15 protein-coding genes are annotated in these 15305 nt (G+C 56.4%); 12 read left to right on the forward strand and 3 right to left on the reverse strand.

Annotated features, from left to right (window positions below):
- Nucleotides 1–52: 52 nt before the first annotated feature.
- Together mazG and alr are read right to left on the reverse strand one after the other, a co-directional pair.
- The gene (gene mazG / locus HZA73_07550; GenBank protein MBI5805884.1) at nucleotides 53–895 is read right to left on the reverse strand and encodes a nucleoside triphosphate pyrophosphohydrolase; all 843 of its coding nucleotides are present in this window, start codon (nucleotides 893–895) and stop codon (nucleotides 53–55) included.
- A gap of 106 nt (nucleotides 896–1001) precedes the next feature.
- Nucleotides 1002–2153 (reverse strand): alanine racemase, encoded by a 1152-nt coding sequence (gene alr / locus HZA73_07555; GenBank protein ID MBI5805885.1) that lies wholly within the window; start codon nucleotides 2151–2153, stop codon nucleotides 1002–1004.
- A 166-nt stretch (nucleotides 2154–2319) separates the two neighbouring features.
- Here alr and HZA73_07560 point away from each other — a divergent pair, with 166 nt between their 5' ends.
- From HZA73_07560 to HZA73_07585, 6 genes are all read left to right on the forward strand, one after another.
- Nucleotides 2320–2598 carry a DUF1844 domain-containing protein gene (locus HZA73_07560; protein ID MBI5805886.1) on the forward strand — a complete coding sequence of 93 codons (279 nt, stop codon included), beginning with the start codon at nucleotides 2320–2322 and terminating at the stop codon, nucleotides 2596–2598.
- Between the two features lie 22 nt (nucleotides 2599–2620).
- The gene (locus HZA73_07565; protein MBI5805887.1) at nucleotides 2621–3796 is read left to right on the forward strand and encodes a LysM peptidoglycan-binding domain-containing protein; all 1176 of its coding nucleotides are present in this window, start codon (nucleotides 2621–2623) and stop codon (nucleotides 3794–3796) included.
- Nucleotides 3797–3831: 35 nt separating this feature from the next.
- A complete protein-coding gene (locus HZA73_07570; GenBank protein MBI5805888.1) occupies nucleotides 3832–4023 on the forward strand; it encodes a hypothetical protein in 192 nt (63 codons plus the stop codon).
- 33 nt (nucleotides 4024–4056) lie between these two features.
- Nucleotides 4057–4536, forward strand: a complete 480-nt coding sequence (locus tag HZA73_07575; protein MBI5805889.1) for a cyclic nucleotide-binding domain-containing protein — start codon at nucleotides 4057–4059, stop codon at nucleotides 4534–4536.
- Between the two features lie 240 nt (nucleotides 4537–4776).
- On the forward strand, nucleotides 4777–5184 hold the full coding sequence (locus HZA73_07580) for a hypothetical protein (protein MBI5805890.1): 408 nt from the start codon (nucleotides 4777–4779) through the stop codon (nucleotides 5182–5184).
- Between the two features lie 148 nt (nucleotides 5185–5332).
- Nucleotides 5333–5863 (forward strand): ferritin family protein, encoded by a 531-nt coding sequence (locus tag HZA73_07585; GenBank protein MBI5805891.1) that lies wholly within the window; start codon nucleotides 5333–5335, stop codon nucleotides 5861–5863.
- A gap of 74 nt (nucleotides 5864–5937) precedes the next feature.
- Here HZA73_07585 and HZA73_07590 read toward each other — a convergent pair whose 3' ends face one another.
- Nucleotides 5938–7026: a DUF1624 domain-containing protein gene (locus tag HZA73_07590; GenBank protein MBI5805892.1), complete on the reverse strand. Its 1089-nt coding sequence runs from the start codon at nucleotides 7024–7026 to the stop codon at nucleotides 5938–5940.
- Nucleotides 7027–7098: 72 nt separating this feature from the next.
- Here HZA73_07590 and HZA73_07595 point away from each other — a divergent pair, with 72 nt between their 5' ends.
- From HZA73_07595 to mfd, 6 genes are all read left to right on the forward strand, one after another.
- A complete protein-coding gene (locus tag HZA73_07595) occupies nucleotides 7099–7569 on the forward strand; it encodes a hypothetical protein (protein ID MBI5805893.1) in 471 nt (156 codons plus the stop codon).
- A gap of 263 nt (nucleotides 7570–7832) precedes the next feature.
- The gene (locus HZA73_07600; GenBank protein MBI5805894.1) at nucleotides 7833–9119 is read left to right on the forward strand and encodes a type IV pilus twitching motility protein PilT; all 1287 of its coding nucleotides are present in this window, start codon (nucleotides 7833–7835) and stop codon (nucleotides 9117–9119) included.
- Nucleotides 9120–9299: 180 nt separating this feature from the next.
- Nucleotides 9300–10283 (forward strand): ATP-binding cassette domain-containing protein, encoded by a 984-nt coding sequence (locus HZA73_07605; GenBank protein MBI5805895.1) that lies wholly within the window; start codon nucleotides 9300–9302, stop codon nucleotides 10281–10283.
- Nucleotides 10280–11071 carry an ABC-2 family transporter protein gene (locus HZA73_07610; GenBank protein ID MBI5805896.1) on the forward strand — a complete coding sequence of 264 codons (792 nt, stop codon included), beginning with the start codon at nucleotides 10280–10282 and terminating at the stop codon, nucleotides 11069–11071. Before HZA73_07605 ends, HZA73_07610 begins: the two co-directional genes overlap by 4 nt.
- A 1-nt stretch (nucleotide 11072) precedes the next feature.
- A complete protein-coding gene (locus tag HZA73_07615; protein ID MBI5805897.1) occupies nucleotides 11073–11879 on the forward strand; it encodes an ABC-2 family transporter protein in 807 nt (268 codons plus the stop codon).
- 61 nt (nucleotides 11880–11940) lie between these two features.
- Nucleotides 11941–15180, forward strand: a complete 3240-nt coding sequence (mfd, locus tag HZA73_07620; protein ID MBI5805898.1) for a transcription-repair coupling factor — start codon at nucleotides 11941–11943, stop codon at nucleotides 15178–15180.
- The last annotated feature ends 125 nt before the right edge of the window (nucleotides 15181–15305 follow it).

The raw sequence follows: 15305 nt of genomic DNA on the forward strand, positions 1-15305 counted from the left end.
GAGCCACACTCAGTGCTAGCTCTTGATGGAATGCCTTCTCGTAATGACGTTTTCAGCTCTTTCTGCGGCGCTGCTTCTTGGCTTTCTGCCACAGGGCTTCCAGATCCTCCAGGCTGCTTTGTTTGAAGGTTTTGCCGGTCTTTTCCATCTGCTGTTCGATATACTTGAAACGCCGGGTGAATTTTTCCGAGGTCAGCCGCAAAGCATCCTCTGGGTCGATCTTCAGGAACCGGGACAGGTTGACCAAAGTGAACAGGATGTCGCCCAGCTCGTCCTGGATCTCCCTTTTATTCCCCTTGCTGTAGGCCTTGGAGAATTCCCCCAGCTCCTCCTCCAGCTTGGCGAAGGCCCCGTCGATGTGCTCCCAGTCGAAACCCAGCCGGGCGGCCTTGTCCTGGATCCTGTGCGCCTTAAGCAGGGCCGGCAGGCGGCGGGGGATGCCGTCCAGGGCCGAGCGCCGGACGCCCTTCTTCTCCTTGTATTTCAGCTCCTCCCAGTTCATCAGCACTTCTTTGGCGTCCCTGGCGCGGCCCTGGGCGAAAACGTGGGGGTGGCGCCGCCGCATCTTATCGGCGTGGCCCTGTATCACCTGGTCGATGTCGAACAACTTCTTCTCGGCTGCCATCTGGGAGTGAAAGATGATCTGCCCCAGCAGGTCGCCCAGCTCCTCCTTCATCTTAACCGGATCGCTCTCGTCGATGGCCTCCAGCACCTCGTAGGTTTCCTCGATCAGATAGGGCTTGAGGGTCTTGGGGGTCTGGACCCGGTCCCAGGGGCAGCCGCCGGGGGCGCGCAGCCGGGCGAAGATGTCCACTAGTTCGTAGAACGGTCTGCCTTGGGGCTGTTTACTATTTAGCCGTTTACGGTTATTTTTTGTTTTTGGTTTAGTCGGCATTGTTTGTCTCAAAATCTTTCAGGATATTGTTCATGTTGTCAGCACCCGGACTCTTGATATTTCTGTTAATCAAAGGTACAAGCACCGTTGATCCTCCTGGGAATGGTCACACAACCACCCGGGGCAATTGGGGATTGATCCTGGTCACCACCTCGTAGTTGATGGTTCCGATCCACTGGGCCAGCTGTTCGGCCGAGAGATGCTCCCTGCCCTGCTTTCCCAGCAGCACCACCTCGTCCTCCGGCCTGACCCCCGGAATGTCAGTGATATCGGCCATGCACAAGTTCATGCAGACCCGGCCCCGGATGGGGGCCCGCTTTCCCCTAACCAGCACATAAGCGGTGTTGGAAAGTTTGCGGTCGTAACCGTCGTAATAGCCCACCGGCAGCACCGCGATCCTGGTCCTGCGGCTGGTCCTGAAGGTGCAGCCGTAGCCTATGTATTCCCCGGCCGCCACCGTTTTTACCTGGGCCACCCGGGTTTTCCAGGACAGCACCGGCTCCAGCCTGAATTCCGATCCCTGCTCCTTAAGCGAGACCATGGTCTCGCGCGAGGGCCACAGCCCGTAAAGCCCGATGCCGATCCGGGCCAGCTGCAATCTGGTCTGGGGAAATACCAGCGAGGCCGCAGTGCAGGCGATATGGTTGACCGGAGCCTTAAAACCATTTTTCTCCAGTTCGCCCAGCATCTTCTGGTAACGCTGTAACTGCCGTCCGGCAAAACTTCTGTCGGTGGTGTCCTCGATGTTGGCGAAGTGGGTGGAATAACCTTCAAGCACCATGTTCCTTGATACCTTGATCATTTTGGCCAGCAGCAGCGCGTCTTTCAGGTCCACTCCCTGGCGGTTGGTGCCGGTTTCCAGTTTGAGGTGGAGGTATATTTTCTTTTTGGTTTTCAGGGCTTTCAGTCTCAGTACTGTTTCCCGGTTGTAGACCGTCAGCCGCAGGTCGTACTGCGCCGCTTCAGACAGCCTTTCCAGAGGGACGTACCCCAGCACCAGCACCGGAAGCTTTATTCCCCGGCGGCGCAGTTCCAATCCTTCGTCCACCGAATTGACCGCCAGCCAGCTGGCCAGCCCGGAATCCTGGATCATCCGGGCGGTCTGAAATGCCCCATGACCGTAGGCGTTGGATTTGACCACCGGGCAGAGTTTTGTTCCGTCACCCAGCAGGCCCCGGAAGGCCTGCAGATTTTTTAACAAAGATTTTTGATTGAGCTCAACCCAGATCAGGTGATCTATGGCCGCGGTTTTTTGCATGTTTTAATTGTCCTTACAGTGGAAATTTTATGATTTGATCCTTATTTCATATATTCTACTACTTTTATGGCCTGTGATGCAATAATATTTAAAAAAAAGAAAAATAACTATTGCTTTTTAAGTCAAAATGTGATAAAAATTAAGATTAAAGCACAAGTTAAGTAAAATGACAGAACCTATAAACAATTCATTGCCTTCGCCCAGCATGGAATCACTGTTTTACATGCTGGCCACCTCGGCCCTGGTGAACCTGGGCGAAGTGCCCAACCCGGTGGATCAAAAGAAGAAAACAGACCTGGTCATGGCTTGCCACAACATTGATACCATCGTACTGTTGCAGCAAAAGACCAAGGGAAACCTGACCCCGGCCGAGGACCGGCTATGCATGGAGATACTTAACGAGCTGAGGCTTAAATACGCCGCGGCTTCGCAAGTAAAGAAATAAAAACTTTTAGGAGGAAAAGATCATGTCCCAGAAGAGGTTTGGGTTTTTCCTTATCGCCGCTGCGGTTTCGGTCTTTTTGGGCTTCACCGCCAAGGCGCAGGACGGCAAGACCACACACACCGTTTTATTGGACGAGACCCTGCACGGCCTGGCCGAACAGTATCTCGGCAACCCGGCTTCCTGGCCCATAATCTATAACGCCAACAAGGACAAGATCGAAGACCCGCACTGGATATATCCCGGACAGGAACTGGTCATACCGCTGACCCCCGAAGCCATGGCCGCCGCACCGGATACCTCCAAGGTGATTACGCCAACGGCGATTGATACAACCCCTGTTCCGGTCCAGGTGCAGGCCGCTCCGGAGCCAGAGCCGGAACCGGAGCCGGAGCCAGAGCCGGAGCCGGAGCCGGAACCCCAGACCGCGGGTCCGGTAAAAATCACTGGAGGCCAAGTGGTGGTCCGGAAGCTGATCGTCCCGGTGGTTTCCGAGGAACTGGTCTTTTCTTCGGGCTACATCACGGCCGAAGAGGAAAAGCCCCTGGCGTACATCAACGGCGCCGACAAGCCTCTCAGCGATTATCTGATGCCTAACGACATCGTTTATATCACGGCTGGAAGCGATCAAGGCCTAAAGCCCGGAGATACTTTGACCATCTACCGCATAGGCGATAAGGTCTCCCACCCCCAGACCGGGAAAAAGATGGGTAAGATCGTAACCATCGTGGGTCTGGTGCAGATGACCGAAGTTGGTCCGCAGTCGGGCAAGGCCAAGATCATCCGCAGCATGGAAGCCATTTCCCGCAAAGAGATGCTCAAGCGTTACGAAAAATTCAATGTTCCCAAAGTCACCATGGGAGACCCCATGCTGGCCGTGGCCAAGACCCCGGAAGGTTTTATCGTAGCCACCAAATCCCCGGTCGAAGCGGCCACCGCCTACCGGGTGGTCTTTCTGGACAAGGGGACCGACGACGGCATCGGCATCGGCGACATTTTTGAGATCTACCGGCTGCAGGGCAAAATAACCAACCCGGGCGGAGGCCCAAAAGTTGAAAAACTGGAAACAGTGATCGGCACCATTCAGGTGCTGAATCCCCGCCCGGCCACTTGCTCGGCCTATATCAACAATTCTATCATAGAGGATATCAAGCCCGGTGACCAGATCCGGCTGATAAAAAAAGTACCGATCCAGCAGTAACTAAAAATTCAACACCTGATGCTGAACAAATAAATATGACACCGCAAAAAAAGCTGATCGGAGAGATTTTAGTTTCGCTGGGCTACGTCTCGGTGGAACACATCAATGAAGCCCGCCGCCATCAGATGCAGGGCGAGGGCAAGAAGATCGGGGAGTGTCTGGTGGAGCTGGGGTTTTTGGGGCACGAAGACATCAAGCGGGCGCTGTCCATCCAGGAAATTGATTAAACCCGGCCCAATAAACATTTCAATAGAGGTAATATGCCCCCGGTAAATAAAAGTTCAGAGTTGTTGCGCAATGTTTATTTGTTCAACGACCTATCCCAACCGGAGCTGGAAAAGATAATGGGGCTGGCCTATGACAAAAGCTACGAAAAGGAGGCGGCTGTTTTCCAAGAGGGCGAGATCGGCGACGCATTTTACATCGTGACCGAAGGCGAGGTCCGGATCTCCACCATTGTTCCGGGGGTGGGCGAGGAGGCTTTAAAGATCCTCCGTCCCGGGGAGTATTTCGGGGAGATGGCCCTGATCGACGATTTCCCCCGTTCGGCCGCGGCCATTGCCCACCAGGGCCCGGTGAAGCTGCTGGCCATTTATAAGCGGGATTTCAAAAAAATGCTTTCCGAGGACAAGGAACTGGCCTACAAGCTGCTGTCGGTCTTCATTAAGACCCTTTCCTCCCGGCTGCGCGAGACCAACGAGAAGCTGAAGAGCATTTTCGCCATGGCCAAGGCGTTCTAAGGTCGGAGCAATTTTACCAAACGAGGTTGAATTATTTTTTCGGCCTCGTTTTGGTTTTTTACGGGAGCGAACTGGGGGTGGACAGGAGCGCCTCCGCTGAAGCTTCGGCGCTTGAAGAAGTCCGGCGTTGAAGCGTAAGCGGATTTACATGATTTTTAGGATAAATACTGGGGCATAATCTTAACGATCATAATCCGGCATTTGCTGGCTACTTCATAAACGGTTATTTAAAAGGAAGAAATGCGAAAATATCTAATTATAACGATGGCGGCCGCTGTTCTGCTGTCCGCCGGTTGTTGCCGGCAGGGTCTGGGAACTTCAAAACCGTTCAAACTGAAACTTTCCCAGCTATCTGTAAACCAGGAAAAGTATGCCGATAAGCTGATAGCAGTAAAGGGCGAGCTGAGCAATTCCGGCACCAACTATTTCAACGATCTTAAGGTAATCCTCAGCGACGGCCAGGGGAACAGCATCCGGGTCCAACCCTGGCTGCCCATTTCGGTGCCGCCTCCCCGTCCCGGCGGGCCCAGGAACCGTCCGGCCTTGATCTCGGATTATCTGGGAAAAACCCTCAGGTTGTTGGGGAAGTGGGTAAAACAGGATGAAGGATTTATTCTGCAGGTGGAGAAGGCCGAGCCGGTAGAATGATAAAAAAATAAAACCCCTAAAAAGGGGTTTCAACTTTCATTTAGAAGTTGACTATATTCTGGCATTGGGGTATATTTAAAAGCAGTCCTTTCATTTAAGGGCTTAGGTCTAACAGAACCGGCGCCGCAACCGTTACTAAGGGGACAAAATGAAAACTCTAAAGAACATGCCCAAAGCCCTGAAGGCCGCCCTGAAGCTGGAGCACAAGGGCAGCGCCTTTTATCTTAAGATGTCCCAGAAGACCGGGAACATCCTGGCCAAAAAGCTCTACGACCAGCTAGCCCTGCAGGAGGTGGAGCATATCGGGCGGATCAACGAGATCTACGCCGCCATCATTCAGGGTCAGGCCTGGCCGGTGCCAGCCGGAAAGAAAACCGGCTTTTTGGAAGCGGAGATCAAGAAGCTGTTCCTCAAGCTCAACCGGGACGGGGTAAAACTTAAACCGGACAACACCTCGGGGATGAAGGTGGCCATGGACATGGAGTGGTATAGTTTTAAGATGTATGAAAAACTGTGGAAGGAATCGGTGGACGGTCCGGAGAAGGATTTTTTCAAGCATCTGATGGCCGAAGAGACCAAGCACTACGAGGCGCTGTCCAACGTTTATGCCTACATGACCAACAACGGGGACTGGCTGGAGCGATCGGAGAGCGAAACCTGGAACTGGATGAACTCGTAACGGCAGTGAACCCATAGGTATGCGATGGCGATGCGATCGTGGCAACAACGTTGGCTAAAAGTATTACAGTTGCATCACCATTGTTTTGGCAGTTTGCCTTTTATATCGTTCCACAATTCACGCCAATTTTCCGCCAGCCAGGCCAAGCCCAGCATCATTCCTGTCAAAGCAACCACTCCCAGGACCGACTGCAGAGGATCCAGCTTCAGTTTTAAAAAGAACAGCGGACGGCCGTACACCATAGTGATGTGGACCCAGTATATCAGCAGGGAGTGCCGCCCCAATAGACGCATTAACGAAAAACTCTGGGGCTTAAAGAACAGGCAGAGCACAAAGCTACTGGACAGGACCAGGACCTGGATCCCGATCCTGATGATGGCATATTCCGGACTGTTGCGCCAGAAGCTCCATCCTGCTCCGTGAGGAGAGTGTTTGGCCCAGAGGTTGCCTCCGATGATCAAAGCCCAAGCCAGGGCAGCCAGCCCCAGGCTCAGATAAATACTTTTGCTCCGGTCCTGTTTGTATTCCGCGATCAGCAGGCCTACGGCGGCACCGGCATAGGAGAAGGCCAGCCAGGGGAATACCGGAAAATATCCGTAATCGAAGCGCCAGCCCAGGTACTCGCCCAGCAGCCAGGGCAGGGATTTGACCACCGTGGAATTCTGAACAAATGGCGTAAAGACAGCCAGGGCAGAGATGCCAGCCAGAAGAAGAACGAATCGCCATCGGTTTGCCCGGACCACCCAAAACAACAGACCCAGCGCCATTAGGGAGATTCCGATGGTGTTGAGGATGTCCACCCGGAAGAGCTTGGGCCACTGACGCCATTCCGTCCACTGGACGAATTCCTGCAGCCTGAATATGAAGGCCAGTCCCAGAACCTGCAGTCCGCGCTTGACCGAGAGCCAGAGCTTTGGTAGTAGCGCCGTTTCCGAATTGTCCACTTTACCGTAGCCCAGGGCCATGGCCAGCCCGGCCAGGAACAGGAAGGCCGGAGCGGGAAATCCTCCCAGCAGCTGGGACTTGCCGAAAAAGGCGGACAGGCGGTATTGGGGGGCCAGCCAGGCGTCTATGGCATGGGTCTGGATCATCAGCAGGACTGCCAGACCGCGGGCCCAATCGATGTGAATGAGCCTGAATTTTGGGGAATCGTTTTTTATCATAAGCCACAATTATACTCAAACTGCGGCAAACTGTCAAAATATTTCCGCGAAACAAAAAGAGGAGCAACCGCTATGCAGGAACTGGCCGTAGAAAAAAGAAAAGTGCCGGTCACCATCCGCTGTGTAGACTGCGAGGATATCAGGGGAGAACTTTTCCTGAGTCTGTTTTCCAAGAATCACACCGGGCAGGAGACGGCGCTGGAATTCATGAACGGCCCGGAGCGTTTCTTCGTGCTCCGGCTTCAGGCCGAGCCGCCGGTGCGGATGATGAACAAGGATCGGATCGTGGAGATCGAGATCAGCGCCGAGGCCGAGCTGGGAGGCCAGGACCTTTCGGGGATGGGAGCCAAGGAGGAACCAATGGAGGTCCACTTTAACCACCATCACGCCCTTGACGGAAACGCCTATGTGGAACTGCCGCCCGCCAAATCGCGGCTGATAGACTTTTTAAACCAGGACGAAAAGTTCTTTTTACTCCGGACCGAACAAACGGTGCACATCATTAACCGGCGGCAAATAAGCTTTGTAACCCCCAGGAGATGAAAATGGCCAGAATCGACACTTTCTTTAAAGCCATGTCAGACTATCAGGCGGCGGAATTCCAGCTGAACAGCGAAGCCGAGCCCCAGTTCGTGATAGGGGGATCGCTGCAATCGGTCTCCAAACAGAAGTTCTCCCGGCAGGAGGTAATGAGCCTGCTGTCCGAGATCATGCCGGAGAACATCAGGGAAAAACTGATGAGCCAGCCCACGGTGGACTTCAGTTACAAATCCCCCCAGGGGGAGGAATACCAGGGAAAGGTGACCATGCAGGGCCAGCATCTCTCGGCCCTCTTCGTCCCGGCCGCGGCGGTGGTAACGGAATCCTTTAATCCCCCGCCGCCTCAACAACCAGCGACGGAAACTTCCCGCCCGGCGGCTCCCGCCGCTCCTGCCCCGGCCCCGGCCCAAACCGTGCCCGAGCAGCAGCAGGAATCCAAATATGCCAAGGTTTACCGGGAAGCTGAGATCGATAAGCTTTTGAAACTGCTGGTGGAGCGCAAGGGCTCGGACCTTCATCTTTCCAGCGGGGAAAAGCCGATCTTCCGGATCGACGGGGACATCAAGCGGATGGATGAATTTCCGGTGACCACCCCGGCCGCCGCCGAGCGGATGCTGTACCAGATAATGGAAAAGCGCTACCGCGAAGATTTTGAGAACGACAACGACACCGACTTTGCTTACGAGATCCCCGCAGTGGCCCGTTTCCGGGTCAACATATTTCTGGACCGCAAGGGCATGGGTGGGGTGTTCCGGGTGATCCCCACCAAGGTGGTGACGGTGGAGGATCTGAACATCTCCATGGCCATCCAGAACCTGTGCAACCTGAACAAGGGGCTGGTGCTGGTGACCGGGCCAACCGGGTCGGGAAAGTCCACCACCCTATGCTCTTTGGTGGACCTGGTCAACCGCACCCGGGCCGGGCATGTCATCACCCTGGAGGACCCCATCGAGTTCGTGCACGAGAACAAGAAATGCCTGATCAACCAGCGGGAGGTGGGTCCCCACACCGCTTCGTTCAAGAACGCCCTGCGGGCGGCTTTGCGCGAGGACCCCAACATAGTGCTGGTGGGCGAGATGCGCGACCTGGAGACGGTTTCCATCGCCATCGAGACCGCCGAGACCGGGCATTTGGTCTTCGGCACCCTGCACACCTCCACCGCCGCCTCCACCGTGGACCGGGTGATCGAGCAGTTCCCGGCCGACCGCCAGGAGCAGATCAGGATCATGCTTTCGGAATCGCTTAAGGGCGTGGTCTCCCAGACATTGTGCAAGAAGATCGGCGGGGGCCGGATAGCGGCCATGGAGATCCTTTTGGGCATCCCGGCGGTCTCCAACCTGATCAGGGAATCCAAGACCTACCAGCTGCCCTCCATCATCCAGACCAACCGCAAGCTGGGAATGGTCAGCCTGAATGAGTCATTGATGGAGCTGGTCAATCTGAAGAAAGTGGAGGCCAAAGAGGCCTACATGAAAGCGCTGGACAAGCCGGACATCCTGAACCAGCTGAAGCGTGACGGCCATAACACGGCCTTTGTGGATGAGATAAAATAGACATCTTAGTGCTCTCTTCCGTGGAAAACAGGCACCTTTAGGTTCAAAATAAACAATACCCAAGCCGCAGCCAAGACACCCCGGGTCTTCCGGGGCCTTGGCCTTTCGGCGTTTGCTTGAAATCATCTTTTCGGGATATAGTATAACCGTAAGAATACAAAACATTCCATAAGGAGGCCGATGCCGCAAATCGTGGTCGAAAAAATGATCAAAACCTTTCAGGTGGCTGAACGGTCAACCGGTTTCATGGGAGCCGTGAAAGGATTGGTCCATAGAAAGTATCGGACAGTAAAGGCACTCGACGGAATTGATTTTTCCCTGGACCAAGGAGAATTGGTGGGATTGATCGGCCCCAACGGAGCGGGGAAAAGCACCACCGTTAAGATCCTTTCAGGTATCATGGTGCCGGATTCAGGCCGGGTGGAGGTGATGGGGCGCATTCCCTGGAAAGAGAGGATAGAATCGGTGCGGCACATCGGCGTGGTGTTCGGCCAGAGGACCCAGCTTTGGTGGGACCTGCCGGTGATAGAGTCATACCAACTGCTGAAGGACATCTACCGGATCCCCGATCGCCAATATGAACATCAGTTGGCCAGTTCGGCGGAACTGCTGGACCTGAAAAACCTGCTGGATGTCCCGGTGCGGCAGCTTTCGCTGGGACAGCGGATGAAATGCGACCTGGCTGCGGTGCTGCTGCATTCTCCCAAGATACTGTACCTGGATGAACCGACCATCGGCCTGGATGCCGTCAGCAAGCTGGCCATCCGCGACATTATCGGCCGGATCAACCGCGAACAGGACGTGACGGTCGTTCTGACGACCCACGACATGGACGACATCGAAACCTTGTGCCGGCGGGTGATCGTCATCAACCAAGGCAAGATATTCATGGACGGCACCCTGCAACAGCTGCGGTCGCTGGTGACCACCGAACGGCGGCTGATCATCGACCTGGAGGATTCAGCCGTGTCGTTGTCAGATCCGGACGCAGAACTTATCAAACAGGAAGGGCACCGGGTGTGGCTGCGGTTCGACCCGGCAAAGATCACGGTGCCGGAGCTGATCGAACGGATCGCCAAGGCCCACCCTGTTCGGGACATATTCGTAGAAAACCCTCCCATCGAGGAGATCATCGCCAGGTTGTATGGCGGGGCAGAGCAATGAAGCCATACTGGGCCGTCTTCAAAACCCGCTGTGCGGTGATGCTCCAGTACCGGACGGCGGCCGTCGCCGGCTTTTGCACCCAGCTTTTCTGGGGACTGATCCTGGTGATGCTTTACCAGGCTTTGTACCATTCTTCATCGGGGCCAAAACCGATGACACTGCCGCAGGTGATAAGTTACATCTGGCTGGGGCAGGCCATGCTGCTGGTGCTGCCGTGGTCAAACGACCGGGATGTGATGCAGATGATTCGGGACGGCGGTGTGGGGTACGAGTTGATAAGGCCGGTCAGGCTCTATGGGATGTGGTACTCCAGGTTTCTGGCCACCAAGGTTGTGCCCATGACCATGCGCTCCATTCCCATATTCCTGATCGCCATCCCGCTTTTGGGGCTGCAGCCCCCGGCCTCGGCCGCTGCTGCCATAGCGTTTGCCATCGCAATGCTGTTCGGCATCCTGCTCAGCACCTCGATCGTGGTCTGCATGAATATCCTGTTCTTCTGGACCGTTTCGGGCGAGGGGCTTTCCCAGATGCTGATGGTCTTCACCTTTCTCTTCTCCGGCACCTACATTCCGCTGCCTTTGCTGCCGGACTGGTCCCAGCCCATCGTCAGTTTCCTGCCCTTCCGGGGACTGATGGACATTCCCTTCCGGCTTTACCTGGGGCAATTGCCGGTCAGAGAGTTGCCGCGCCTGATGCAGGGGCAGTGTCTGTGGATCATCTTTTTCGTCCTGGCCGGGCACCTGCTGCTCCGGCGGGGCTTGAAATTAGTCGTCATTCAGGGAGGTTGAAATGGCCAATGCAATAAAACTGTGGGGCCGGTATGCAAGGCAGGCCGTGCGGAGCCAGCTGCAATACCGGGCGTCGTTCATCATGCGGGTCTTCGGGCAATTAGTGCTGCATGCGCTGGAAGCGGTGGTCATCTTGGCGCTGTTTGACCGGTTCGGCTCGATCCGGGGGTGGCGCCTGCCGGAAGTATTGCTGTTTTACGGGATCGCCCATATTTCATTTGCCGTGGCCGAGGGAACGGCCCGGGGGTTCGACCTATTTTCCCGCCTGGTCAAATCAGGCGATTTCGACATCCTGCTGCTGCGCCCGCGCAGCACGGCGCTGCAGGTGGCGGTCAGTGATTTCCAATTGATGAGGATCGGCCGGCTGGCCCAGGGTGCGGCAGTAATGGCCTGGGGAATGCTGACGGTCAATGTAGCTTGGCACTGGACCCATCTGCTGATACTGCTGTCAGCCTTGACCGGGGCCATCTGCATGTTCTATGCTTTGTTTGTTTTTCAGGCCACGGCGTCATTCTGGACGGTGGAATCACTGGAGGTGATGAACATGTTCACCTATGGCGGGGTGCAGACCACCCAATATCCGCTGGAGATCTACCAAAAATGGTTCCAGCGTTTCTTCTTCTTCATAATACCCCTGGGATGCGTCACCTACCTGCCGGTGGTGGCGCTGCTGGGCCGGGAGGATGCGATATTTCACAGCCCGGTATGGCTGCAATCCACGGCACCGGTCATGGGGGTACTGTTCCTGCTGGCCTCGCTGTACCTCTGGGAATTTGGCGTGCGGCACTACCGGTCAACCGGCAGCTGAGAAAAGTCAAAGGTTCAATAACAATACCAAATACATCAACGTTCAATCAAAAGACAATATCATGTTCTGGCAAACCATATCCCAATCCGTCACCCAAAGCGCTTCCTTCAAAAAGCTGTTTCAGCTGCTGCCGGAGAACCGCTCCAGCCTGGGCCTGACCGGCCCGGCCGAGACCGGCAAGGCGCTGATAGTCAGCAGTCTTTTGAAAAAGGCGGAGCATCCCCTTTTATGGCTGCTGCCCACCGAAGAGGAGGCCGAGCGCCAGCGGGACAATCTGACGGCCCTGCTGGGCGAAGGTTCTATAAAACACTGGGCGGCCTGGGACGTGATGCCGGGCGAGGAACGGGAGCCGGACCTGGAACTGCTGGGCAGCCGGATAGAATCATTGGAACATCTTTTCACCGGCTCCAAAGGGGTGGTGATCAGTTCCGCCCGGGCTTTGATGCAGAAAACAATGGCGGCCCACGATTTCAACCAGGGCCGGCTGGATCTGGCGCTGGGGCAGAAACTGGACCGGGATGACCTGATCTCAAAATTAGTGGCCGGAGGTTACGAGCGGCAGTCGGCGGTGTCGGGTTTCGGCGAGTACGCGGTGCGGGGCAGCATCATCGACGTGGCCACTCTGGGGAACAGCCAGCCCCTGAGGCTGGAGATATCGGATGAAACCCTGGCCTCGATGCGGACCTTCGGCCTTTCCGACCAGCTTTCCACCCAGAAACTGGACCGGGCAAAGATACTGCCCTGCCGGGAGGACCTGAACCGGGCGGTGCTGCTGCTTGACCACCTCCCCAAAGACTCCCTGCTTTTGTGGGACGAGCCCCAGGAAGTGGGGATGGAGTGGAGGCAGGAGGCCGAGGAGGTGCTGGATTTCGGGGCCGACGAAAGGTTCTGCGAACCAAAAGAGCTCACCGCCCGGCTGGAGGAGCATAGCCGGATCATCATGACCTCGGGCGCGGGTTTCGGCAGTTTTGAAGGGGCCGAGCCGGCCAACCAGGTCAAGATATCCATCGGCCCGGTGGAGCCCTTCATGTCCAACCTGGAACTGCTGGAGCAAAAGCTCAACAAGCTGGAGGCCGAAAGCTTCGCCACCCATCTGCTATGCGACAATACCGGACAGCAGGGGCGGCTGAAGGAGATCCTGACCCCGGAGGCTTTGGCCAAGGTCCGGGGCGTGGAGGTGGCCGGACTGCACGCCGGGTTCATCTTCCCCGAGGGAAGGATCTGCGCCATCACCGAGCGGGAGATCTTCGCCCGGGAGCGCCACCGCCGCTTCCGCCGTTTCTTCAAGGGGGGCAGCGCCATCCGCAGCCTGGACGCCCTGAAGTCCGGCGATTACATGGTACACGTGGACTACGGCATCTGCCAGTACAAGGGCCTGGTGGACCTGGAGCTGAACGGCCAGAAGACGGAATGCCTGCTGCTGTTCTTTAGGGACAACGACAAGCTCTACGTTCCTATCGAGCACATGAAGCGGGTGCAGCGCTATTCCTCCGAGGAAGGTTTCGTGCCGGTGCTATCCAAACTCGGCTCCAAGGCCTGGGAGGAGACCAAGGCCCGGGTCAAGAAGGCGGCCAAGGACATGGCCGGAGAATTAGTGGCGTTGTATGCCCAGCGCAAATCCCAGCCGGGACACCGCTTTTCGGAAGACACCCAGTGGCAGAAGGAACTGGAGGCTTCGTTCATGTACCAGGAGACCCCGGACCAGCTGAAGGCCCTGACCGAGATCAAGGCCGACATGGAGTCCGACAAGCCCATGGACCGGCTGCTGTGCGGGGACGTGGGCTACGGTAAGACCGAGGTGGCGTTAAGGGCTGCCTTCAAGGCGGCCATGGACAACAAGCAGGTGGCGGTGCTGGTGCCCACCACAGTTCTCTGCGAACAGCATTACCAGACCTTCAAGGAGCGGCTGGCCGACTACCCGGTCAAGGTGGAGATGCTGTCGCGCTTCCGCCGTCCGGCCGACATCAAGGAAGCGGTCAAGTCTATAGCGGCCGGGGGGGTGGACATCGCCATCGGCACCCACCGCCTGCTGCAGAAGGACGTCAAGTTCAAAAACCTGGGCCTGCTGGTGGTGGACGAGGAACAGCGGTTCGGGGTGGGACACAAGGAGAAGATAAAGCAATTCTGCCAGAACGTGGACGTGCTGACCATGACCGCCACTCCCATTCCCCGTACCCTGCACATGTCGCTCTTAGGTGTGCGGGACATCTCCAATATCGAGACCCCGCCTAAGGACCGGTTGGCTGTGGTGACCGAGATGATGCCCTGGAACGAGGCCCGGATCAAGGAAGCTGTTTTAAGGGAGCTGGACCGGGGCGGCCAGGTGTTCTTCCTCCACAACCGGGTGCAGTCAATAGGGGCCATGACCGCCCTGCTGTCGCGCCTTTTGCCGTCGGTCGAGATCGCCTACGCCCACGGCCAGATGGACGAGCGGGAGCTGGAGAGCGTGATGCTGGCCTTTACCGCCCGGCGCTACGATGTGCTGGTGGCCACCACCATCATCGAATCCGGCCTGGACATGCCCAACGTCAACACCATCATCATAAACCGGGCCGACCGTTTTGGGCTGGCCCAGCTGTACCAGCTGAGGGGGCGGGTGGGCCGCTCCAGCAAAAGGGCTTATGCCTATATGGTGGTGCCCAAGGGCGGCAAGATGACCGACATCGCCCGCAAGCGCCTGAGGATCATCGAGGAACTTTCCGAGCTGGGCTCCGGTTTCCAATTAGCCTTGAGGGACCTAGAGATCCGAGGGGCGGGAAATCTTTTGGGCCGGGAACAGAACGGGCACATGCTTTCGGTGGGCTTTGACATGTACTGCCAGCTGCTGGAGGAGGCGGTGCGGGAGCTGAAGGGCCTTCCGGCCATCTCCCAGATCAACGTCACCATGGAGATCGAGGGCCAGGCCATCATCCCCGCCGATTACGTGGAGGAGCCTAATGAGAGGATCAACCTCTACCGCCGGCTGAACAAGGCCGCCGATCTGGCCGGGATAGAACGGATAGCTGGGGAGCTTAAAGACCGGTTCGGGGAACCCCCGGGCCCGGCAAATAAACTGCTGGAAGTGGCCAGGCTGAGATTGGCCGCGGCCAGCCTGGGGGCCGACCGCCTGGTGTGGAGGAACAACATCATGGAATGGTGGTGGCCCGAGGACCGGGACCCGGCCCGGGAACTGCTGGAAAAAGTGGTTTCCAAGGTGAACCTGCCGCTGGAGTTCGTTTCCGGAAAGAGGTTCATGGTGAAGATGGCGCTGGGGAAGGAGTATGACATAGAGGCTTTGGCCAAAGTGATGTTCAAGGGTTGACAAAACACCTTTTAATGTATATATTTATCTGATAGAAACAAGGCTTCAGTATCACATTAGAACTCAACCCCTTTCATCCCCTTCTCTTTGCTTCGGCTATGCACTTCGGCATACTCAGTGTGTCA

Source organism: candidate division TA06 bacterium, assembly GCA_016235665.1.
GTDB lineage: Bacteria > Edwardsbacteria > AC1 > AC1 > EtOH8 > UBA5202.

Excerpts from the sequence above, each read along its gene's own strand:
- HZA73_07585 (MBI5805891.1), top strand. The coding sequence starts at position 5,333 with ATGAAAACTCTAAAGAACATGCCCAAAGCCCTGAAGGCCGCCCTGAAG.
- HZA73_07575 (MBI5805889.1), top strand. The coding sequence starts at position 4,057 with ATGCCCCCGGTAAATAAAAGTTCAGAGTTGTTGCGCAATGTTTATTTG.
- HZA73_07610 (MBI5805896.1), top strand. The coding sequence starts at position 10,280 with ATGAAGCCATACTGGGCCGTCTTCAAAACCCGCTGTGCGGTGATGCTC.
- HZA73_07600 (MBI5805894.1), top strand. The coding sequence starts at position 7,833 with ATGCAGGGCCAGCATCTCTCGGCCCTCTTCGTCCCGGCCGCGGCGGTG.
- HZA73_07560 (MBI5805886.1), top strand. The coding sequence starts at position 2,320 with ATGACAGAACCTATAAACAATTCATTGCCTTCGCCCAGCATGGAATCA.
- HZA73_07590 (MBI5805892.1), bottom strand. The coding sequence starts at position 7,026 with ATGATAAAAAACGATTCCCCAAAATTCAGGCTCATTCACATCGATTGG.
- HZA73_07605 (MBI5805895.1), top strand. The coding sequence starts at position 9,300 with ATGCCGCAAATCGTGGTCGAAAAAATGATCAAAACCTTTCAGGTGGCT.
- mfd (MBI5805898.1), top strand. The coding sequence starts at position 11,941 with ATGTTCTGGCAAACCATATCCCAATCCGTCACCCAAAGCGCTTCCTTC.
- mazG (MBI5805884.1), bottom strand. The coding sequence starts at position 895 with ATGCCGACTAAACCAAAAACAAAAAATAACCGTAAACGGCTAAATAGT.
- HZA73_07615 (MBI5805897.1), top strand. The coding sequence starts at position 11,073 with ATGGCCAATGCAATAAAACTGTGGGGCCGGTATGCAAGGCAGGCCGTG.
- HZA73_07565 (MBI5805887.1), top strand. The coding sequence starts at position 2,621 with ATGTCCCAGAAGAGGTTTGGGTTTTTCCTTATCGCCGCTGCGGTTTCG.
- HZA73_07595 (MBI5805893.1), top strand. The coding sequence starts at position 7,099 with ATGCAGGAACTGGCCGTAGAAAAAAGAAAAGTGCCGGTCACCATCCGC.
- alr (MBI5805885.1), bottom strand. The coding sequence starts at position 2,153 with ATGCAAAAAACCGCGGCCATAGATCACCTGATCTGGGTTGAGCTCAAT.
- HZA73_07580 (MBI5805890.1), top strand. The coding sequence starts at position 4,777 with ATGCGAAAATATCTAATTATAACGATGGCGGCCGCTGTTCTGCTGTCC.
- HZA73_07570 (MBI5805888.1), top strand. The coding sequence starts at position 3,832 with ATGACACCGCAAAAAAAGCTGATCGGAGAGATTTTAGTTTCGCTGGGC.